Origin of the sequence: Spiribacter salilacus, assembly GCF_009649225.1 — a bacterium.
Taxonomy (GTDB): Bacteria; Pseudomonadota; Gammaproteobacteria; order Nitrococcales; family Nitrococcaceae; genus Spiribacter; species Spiribacter salilacus.
Genome location: NZ_WJPP01000002.1, coordinates 268670 through 275164 on the forward strand (window position 1 = coordinate 268670; position 6495 = coordinate 275164).

The 6495-nt window shown below is 53.4% G+C and carries 6 protein-coding genes; 2 read left to right on the forward strand and 4 right to left on the reverse strand.

What is annotated here, in order from left to right; all coding sequences use genetic code 11:
- Positions 1 to 2 precede the first annotated feature (2 nt).
- Positions 3 to 1766 (reverse strand): ShlB/FhaC/HecB family hemolysin secretion/activation protein, encoded by a 1764-nt coding sequence (locus tag GH984_RS04370; protein ID WP_153718981.1) that lies wholly within the window; start codon positions 1764 to 1766, stop codon positions 3 to 5.
- Positions 1767 to 1898: 132 nt separating this feature from the next.
- Positions 1899 to 3182: an O-acetylhomoserine aminocarboxypropyltransferase/cysteine synthase family protein gene (locus GH984_RS04375; RefSeq protein ID WP_153718982.1), complete on the reverse strand. Its 1284-nt coding sequence runs from the start codon at positions 3180 to 3182 to the stop codon at positions 1899 to 1901.
- A 38-nt stretch (positions 3183 to 3220) separates the two neighbouring features.
- On the opposite strand from GH984_RS04375, the gene GH984_RS04380 reads away from it, so the two are divergent.
- Positions 3221 to 5080, forward strand: a complete 1860-nt coding sequence (locus GH984_RS04380; RefSeq protein WP_153718983.1) for a sensor histidine kinase — start codon at positions 3221 to 3223, stop codon at positions 5078 to 5080.
- Here GH984_RS04380 and GH984_RS04385 read toward each other — a convergent pair.
- Together GH984_RS04385 and GH984_RS04390 are read right to left on the reverse strand one after the other, a co-directional pair.
- Positions 5069 to 5545: a Dps family protein gene (locus GH984_RS04385; protein WP_153718984.1), complete on the reverse strand. Its 477-nt coding sequence runs from the start codon at positions 5543 to 5545 to the stop codon at positions 5069 to 5071. The genes GH984_RS04380 and GH984_RS04385 overlap by 12 nt on opposite strands.
- Before the next feature lie 54 nt (positions 5546 to 5599).
- The gene (locus GH984_RS04390; RefSeq protein ID WP_153718985.1) at positions 5600 to 5932 is read right to left on the reverse strand and encodes a DMT family transporter; all 333 of its coding nucleotides are present in this window, start codon (positions 5930 to 5932) and stop codon (positions 5600 to 5602) included.
- Positions 5933 to 5991: 59 nt separating this feature from the next.
- Here GH984_RS04390 and GH984_RS04395 point away from each other — a divergent pair, with 59 nt between their 5' ends.
- Positions 5992 to 6477: a DUF192 domain-containing protein gene (locus tag GH984_RS04395; RefSeq protein ID WP_153718986.1), complete on the forward strand. Its 486-nt coding sequence runs from the start codon at positions 5992 to 5994 to the stop codon at positions 6475 to 6477.
- Positions 6478 to 6495 lie beyond the last annotated feature (18 nt).

A 6495-nucleotide genomic window follows, 5' to 3' on the forward strand; every position in this document is an offset into this window, starting at 1 on the left:
CTCTATAACCTCACTACAGCTTGCAACCAGGCGCGCTGCTCGTCTGAGTGCCCGTCGCTGTTGTTGCCGTTAATATCGCGACCTGGGTTATCGCCAATGGTGGCTGCCAGCGTTAGGCTAATGGTTAGCCAATCGCCCCGGGTTAGCCGAAGGCCAACACCTGCCCCATCAATTCGGTAGGTGTTTTTGCCGGTGGCGGTATCAAGCTCAAAACCCTCGGGCATTGTGTCGTTAATGCGCACCCAGGCTGTGTCATAAAAGGCAGACAGCCGCACCGAGCCTAGGTCGATAAAGTCTTCGGGTAATTGATAGCGCAGCTCAGCTCTGAGCAGATGCCCCTCATCAGCCGAGGCTTCACCCCCAGGATAGGCACGCACGCCGCTAGAGCCGCCAGGCTGAAAGCGCTGAGAGGAGTCGAGATTATCTTGGGCCCACTGCCCACGCAGCTCGGTGTAAAGCGTGACCGGGCGCTCACCTAAAGACTGCAGCCGAGACAAGCTATATTCCACCTTACTAAAGCTGCCCTCGGTGCCTAGCTCATCACTTTGCGCCTGATTATTTACTAAGGCAGGCAAATCTACACTGCCCCAAAACGGCATCAGCGAGGCATTGGTTCGACCGGCTGGGCCAAAGAACCGATCGGTATGATCGGCACTAATGCTGGTGCCAAAGTAGCTGACCTGCTTATCGCTATAGGCCACGCTGTCAATGCGGTCTTCAAGGTCGTCTCGCGTCCAATCCACCCCAAGGTTGACGTTGGTTTGTTGAGAGCGCACCAGCGGGTATGAAAGACCGATGCCCGTGGTGGTAGAACTGCCGTCGAGCTTGCTCGTGCTATCGCTATTAATGACGTCATATTCCATGTGCGACAGCGATAGGTCGGCTGCCAAACCACTCGGGCCCAAAGGATATTTGTAATTCAGCTGCCCAAGACTCAGCCCCTCAGCCGCAGTAAGGGCCAGCGTAGCTTGATCACCGATTCCTAGAGGATTATTCAAGTTGCCAGTAAACCCGGCCCGCTCACGCCCCGTGCTGCGGCTGCCAAAGTTACTGACATTTAACCCACTGGCAAACAATGGGCCTTCACGAACGCTCAAAAGAATGTGCGAGCTGCCCTCAGCCTCACCCGCCTCTAACCGCGCCAGCGCTTCAATGCCGGGCAGATCATTAATGAGCAGAATCGCCCGGTCTAAATCTGCCTGACGGATAGGTTCACCAGCCGGAATTAGGGCGGTCAGAATGGCGCCTAGGCGCTCTGGATCGATCCTTAACGGGCGATCACCAATCTGCTCAATTCGAAAGGCGCGGCCCTGAATGTCTAACCGGCCAGGAATAATCTCGATGGTGATTACGCCATCGGTCACATCTTGCTCTGGCAAAAAGGCGCGGGCCAGTACCCAGCCTTCTTCTTTCAGATACCGTGTAACCCGTTCGGCCAAGGCCTGAAGGCCGGCAAAATCAAGCTCACGCCCAATGGCCTCTTCTACAACCGCCTCTAAAGCGGCCGACTCGGCTAACTCGGTAGCGCCGCTAAACTCAACTTGCTTTACCTCAACGGTAACCTCACCAATACCGGTAAGCTCAGGCAACGGGGCCTGCTCTTCTGGCGCAACAAGCGGCGCCGGCTCTTGTCGCTGCAGGGCCTCTTCTTGGCGAAGAATAGACCCTGCATCAACATCTGCCGGACGTGTTTGTGCCCAAATTGTGGTAGGGACGGCGGTTGCCATTACCATGGCGATCAGCCCCAAACCAAACCGAGTGAGCATGACCGCTGAGCCTCCTGATTACGCGGTTAGATACCTCTTTAGGATATCCACTCACGCACCAGGATCAACGGACAAATTTCGATAAATATCTGATAAAACTGACTTTATCTGACAAAAACCGACATTGCGAGTTTAGCTTGCCTTTTGCGCTGCCGCTAATGCTTGCTCAACGTCTGCCAAAATATCGTCAATATGCTCAATACCCACCGATATGCGCACCATGTCGCGACTTACCCCAGCGGTTGCCAGCTCTTCGTCATTCAGCTGCCGATGAGTGGTTGTAGCCGGGTGGCAGGCCAGTGATTTGGCATCACCAATATTCACCAAGCGGGTAATCAGCTGCAGGGCATCAATAAAATGCGCACCGCCTACTTCACCCCCCGTAATGCCAAAGCTCAAAATACCCCCGGCATTACCGCCCATGTACTTTTGCACCAGCGGGTAATAAGGGCTATTGGACAATCCCGCATAGTTGACCCAATTCACGCCCGCATGCCCACTCAGATACTCGGCAACGGCCTGCGCGTTTTCACCATGACGTGCCATGCGCAGCGGCACCGTTTCTATACCCTGCATCAGCAAAAACGCATTCATTGGCGAAAGTGCTGCACCCATGTTGCGCAATGGCGCCACACGACAACGGCCAATAAACGCCGCCGGGCCCAGCGCATCGGTATATACCACGCCGTGATAAGAAGGATCAGGCTCGGTTAGCATGGGGTATTTATCGGCATGATCGGCCCAGGGGAATTGCCCTGAATCAACAATCACACCCCCTACCGTTGTGCCATGGCCACCCATGGCCTTGGTCAGTGAATGCACCACAATATCTGCCCCATGCTCAATGGGCCGCCAAAGCACCGGCGTGGGCACGGTGTTATCAACGATCAGCGGCACCCCATGGCGGTGCGCCATGGCCGCCAAGGCTTCAATATCCACCACATTGCCACTGGGGTTACCCACCGTTTCGCAATAAACGGCTTTGGTTTTTGCGTCGATCAGCGCTTCCATGGCTGCGGGATCATCAGCGCTGGCAAACCGCACCTCAATACCCATATTCGGCATGGCATGCGCAAACAGATTGTAGGTGCCGCCGTAGAGCTGGCTGGTGGTTACGATGTTATCGCCCACGCGCGTAATGCATTGAATGGCATACGTGATAGCCGCCATGCCTGAGGCCAGCGCTAAGCCCGCAATACCGCCTTCCATATCGGCAACGCGCTGCTCCAGCGCGGCATTGGTTGGGTTCATGATGCGCGAGTAAATATTACCCTCAACCTTTAAATCGAAAAGATCGGCACCATGCTGCGTATCATCAAATGCATACGAGGTGGTTTGGTAAATGGGCACAGCAACCGCCTTAGTGGTGGGGTCTGGCGAATAGCCGCTGTGAATTGCCTTGGTTTCAAGTTTCATACCGTGTTCCTCCTAGTAATGCGCTAGCATAACGCGTTATGCGGTTAATCATGTTTATCGGCTTTGGTTTTATTGCCGTATTACTCAATACACCGGTTTGGGCGGCCGAGCTCACGCCGCAAATTTATCATTGCCCAACAGACATCAACATCAATCAGGCAGGCGACGCTGACCGGTGCGTACTCTCCACACGCCCCGCAGACACCAGTCAGCGCTTTGATAATGCCAAGCAAACACTACGAATTACGCTGGATAATCCGCTTAATCAACCCACCAGCATTGTTCTAAGCATTCGGCCCTTTTATTTAGCTGGTATTGAGGTTTATACCTATCGCGCCGGGCAGACGAGGCTAGCCGGTGCCGGCGGTGCCCTTCACCAAGGCAGAAATTTGCACCAAACGCTGGGTGGGCATGAGTTTATCGTTAATGCGCTGCCCGGTGCGAATGACTATCTTATTCAGCTTGATGCCCCAGGGTTTGCGCAAATCGCATTTGCTGCTCGGCTGATGCAGTCTCCAGTTGGGTTAGCCGACCATAAGCTTGGAATTAGCCTTCACCTAGGCATGCTATTAACGCTTGCTGGCCTAGCACTGATTGGCTGGCTGCTGCGCCGTGACGCCATCACTTTGCGGCTATTTTTGATTACCATTGCCATTGTGGTGCAAGTAGGGCTGGGCAGTGGCGCCATTCCCTTAATGCTACCTACGCCTGCGCTGGTCGAAACCGCGATGATGCTGTTTATTAGCCTAGTGGCCATACGCGTGGCGCTATGGGGCTGGCTTTATCAGGGGCTAATTGCCCCGCATTTACCTAGCCGTTGGTATCGGTACAGCTGTTATTTTAGCTACGCCGCTGCGGGTATCACTGCCGGGTTGTATTTCGTCGATGCGTTAGTCGTTGCCCGGTTTCTAACCCTTTTTCTTATTCTGTTTATTCCAATCTTACATACGGTTGGTGCGATTAAAGCTCGCTCGATTAACCCTGTTTTTAAAGCCGGGCTGGTCAGTACGCTGCTAATTTATGATGCCCTGCAGGTGGTAGCGCTGTATTTGGTGATTATGCACAGCGCCACCACAGAGCTACCCATCCTCATCACTCGGGTGTTAGATATTGCGATTCCGCTGCTAGCCATGGCGGTGGTATTGCTACGCAACTGGGCCACGGATCAAGAATTGGCTGCCGCCGCCCAAGCGCTGGCCAGGCAGGAGGCCCAGCTCCAATCAGAGCGAGAAAGCCAGCAAGAAAAGAGCATGCTGCTTGATATGCTGACCCACGAAATTAAAAACCCGCTAACCACCATTGGCATTGCTGCAAGCTCGCTTGAGGCGCAGTGGCCTACGCTCACAGAGCCGGTGCATAAACGCTTTGTTAATATTCAACGGGCGGTCAATACCATTGACCAAGTAATTGAGCGGTGTGACTTGAGCACAAAAATTGATGGGCAGGTCATTGAGGTAAAGCGAACCACCGTTTCGCCCTTTAAACTAATAGAAACGCTCGCACAAAGTAATGAATCACACGTCAACCGATTGGCCCTAACCGGATCTGCCGCTACCACGGTGCAAACCGACGCCAGCCTGCTGCAAATGGTTTTAAGTAATCTGCTAGATAACGCGTTTCGTTACGCGCCAGAGCATGCTGAAATTCATGCCAACATTAGCCAAGATGACGAACAAAACGCCGTTATCATCACAATAACCAACCCGCTAACGCCAGGCACTAGCCCCAACCCCGAGCGCTTATTTACACGCTACTACCGCCATCATCATTCCAAGCATATTGGCGGCTCTGGGCTAGGGCTTTCGTTATGCCATCGAGTGATGTCACTGCTCGGTGGCACCATTCGTGCCACCGTTGATGACGGGCGTATTGCCTTTGAAGTTTGCTTACGCCAGTAAGCTACGCAGCATCCATGCGGTTTTTTCATGAATCTGCATCCGCTGGGTTAGCAAATCAGCCGTTGGCTCATCGTTGGCCTTTTCGGCCAGCGGAAACACTTCCCGCGCTGTTCTGGAGACCGTTTCATGATCTCTAACCAGCTGCTTAATCATCTCAACCGCTTCTGGTTGGCCTTCTTCTTCCGGCACAGAGGTGAGCGCCTGATACGCGCTGTAGCTGCCGGGAGCTGGCTCACCCAAAGCCCGAATGCGCTCGGCAATTTCATCTACCGCGGTGGCAAGCTCGGTGTAATGCTCCTCAAACATCAAATGCAGGGAGTTAAACATTGGGCCGGTCACATTCCAATGAAAGTTATGCGTTTTCAAATACACCGAGTAGCTATCAGCCAATACTCGGCTGAGCCCGGCGGCAATTTCTTGGCGTGCGGCGGTATCAATTCCAATATCAATTGCTGGAGATGCCATGGATTCCTCCTAACGTTTTCCAGTCTAGTTTAAAACAATTCCATTGTAGCAGATTTACGGCCCGCTCGATAGGTTTAATCCAACCAGCCCCACTACCACTAACACCATGCTAACGGCCTTAATCCAGTTCATCGACTCGCCAAAAAAGAAAATACCCACCAGCGCAACCAGCGCAACGCCTAATCCAGACCACAGCGCATACGCAATGCCAATATCCATCCGCTTTAACACCAGCGCGAACATCCAAAAGGCAAATAAGTAGCCCACCACCACAATCACACTGGGCACGGGGCGACTAAACCCATTAGACACTTTTAACGCCGTAGTTGCTCCCACCTCGGAGAAGATCGCAAATAACAACAGCAGCCAGGCCGGTAATAAACTCATAACCCAAAGCCTAACGGAATTGGGCAGGTTTTTCTTGAACAATATGTCAAACTAAGTCGATGAAACGCTGGATTTTTCGCATTGCGGGTGGGCTGCTTTTGGCAGGCAGTATTTTATTGGCTAACCAATGGCTAACGGCTGAGCCTGTTGAACCACCTGATGTGTGGCAAAGCATGGCGGTAGGCGAAGTACAAATTCAAAGGCCTGACGGCAGCAGCGCCACGCTACCCGTGCGGATTGCTCAAACCGCATCGCAGCGCGCGCAGGGCATGCAACACCTGCCTGCCGCAATTATTCGCGAGCACCCCATTTGGTTTGCCTTTAATCAACCGCAGGTGGTGTCCTGGCACATGCGCAATGTGGCCTTACCCCTCGATATTTTATACATCGATGCCAGTGGAAGGATTATTGGCCGCGAGGTAATGCAACCCAATGGCACCGGCTACGGCATTAACGCCCCCATTACCGCCGCGCTTGAGCTAGCCGCCGGCCAAGCCGCCGATTATGGCTTGGAAGTAGGCGTGCGCTTAAGGCTTGGTCGGTAGCGAATCTTTTTACAACGA